We start from the raw sequence: 1,516 nt of genomic DNA on the forward strand, positions 1-1,516 counted from the left end.
GGCGAGGGCGGCCTCGGACTTGATCCGCTCGGGGTTGTCGCCGGCGACGACGAGGATTTCCGCGGCGGTGTCCACCCCGATGCCGAACGGCTCGAGCAGTTGTGGAGCGGCCAGCTTGACCAGGTCGCCGATCATCTTCGTCAGTTCTTTGGCCTCGGCGTCGAGGTACTGCCACCGCTTGGCGAGCGTCCGCAGCGTGTGGCGCAGTGCGTCCTCGGGTCCTTCCAGGCGGCGAGGACGCAAGGCTGCCAGCTGCCGCGCCAGTGTGATCTGTGTCTTTCCCGCGGTCTCCCGGCGCAGGGTGTCCGGGGCGTGGACCAGCATCGCCTTCATCGTGACCATGGCCGCGGCCCGCTGTTCAACAGCCTGGTCGTGCGCCACCTTGAGCCGGCGGATCATCTCCGCTTCGCCGTCGGCGCTCTTCGGTGTGGCGGTTGCGAACCCGGCGAGCACGGCGCGGGCGGCGTTCTCGGCGTCCAAGGTGTCGGACTTGCCGTTCATCCGTCGAAGACGCCTGTCCGGACGGCCGGCCTCGACCACCTTGTGGCCGTTCCTGCGGAGAAACGATGTCAGTGTGGCGCCGTAGGAACCGGTGCCCTCGATCCCGAACGCCAGGACTCTGCCGAACGGGGCCGCCCAGTCCAGCAGTTGTTGGAAACCACCGGCGTCGGTGGGAATCGTCAAGGTGGCCAGGATCCCGCCGATCGTGTCCATCACCGCCGCGACGTGGACGTGCTTGTGCGTGTCGACACCGATCACGACATGCCCGGACCTGGGCTGCTCGATGGTCTGCACGATGTTCCTTCCGGCCGGTAGCGTGGGAGGTCACGCTGTCGCCGGTCGGACGGACAGGACTGTCACGGGGACGCTTTGGTGAGTCGGCTCCAGGCTCTTATCAGGTCACGTCCGTCCGGCGGCAGCGCTTGCTGCGTGCCCGGCCGGACGGTCGACAGATCAACGCCAGGACACCCGCGGGGTCAGTCGTAAACAAGAGTCAGACCGCCTCAGCCGGGGCTACCCGATCCTTGCGGGATCCGGTGCGAAAAGACTGACAGTCGAAACATGACCCGGTGCGTCCGCAGCTTTGCCGCAGACCCAACTCCCGTATGTCTCGGCGGAATTGATCCGACGTGTACTCGCTGCCGCGATCCGAGTGTGTAATGCATCCAGGCTGCAGACCGCCCCGGCCATGGGCCATCTTCAGCGCGTCGACGACCAGGGAAGCGCGATGGTGGTCGGCCATCGCGTAGCCGACGACCTCGCGGGTGGCCAGGTCCAGCCAGCAGGCGAGGTAGAGCCAGCCCTCCGCTGTCGGGAGGAAAGTGATGTCCCCGACCAGCTTCGTGCCCGGCCGCTCGGCGTGGAAGTCGCGGCCGATCAGATCCGGGGCCGGCCTCGCCTTCCGCTCCGGCCGGGTCAGTGAGCGACGACGGCGCCGGTGGGCGCCCTGGATCCCGCGTTCGCGCATCAGGCGGGCGACGCGCTTGCGGTTCACGCACCGTCCCAGACGCCGCAG

2 protein-coding genes are annotated in these 1,516 nt (G+C 68.0%); both read right to left on the reverse strand.

Features of this window, described 5'->3' with window-relative positions; all coding sequences use genetic code 11:
- Window positions 1-795, reverse strand: a 795-nt coding sequence (locus ABZ532_RS31620; RefSeq protein ID WP_361291465.1) for a transposase, incomplete at its 3' end; no start/stop codon positions are given.
- A 199-nt stretch (window positions 796-994) separates the two neighbouring features.
- A partial coding sequence (locus ABZ532_RS31625; protein ID WP_361291468.1) for an IS3 family transposase occupies window positions 995-1,516 on the reverse strand: 522 nt, incomplete at its 5' end.

Origin of the sequence: Streptomyces sp. NPDC019396, from assembly GCF_040632375.1 — a bacterium.
GTDB lineage: Bacteria > Actinomycetota > Actinomycetes > Streptomycetales > Streptomycetaceae > Streptomyces.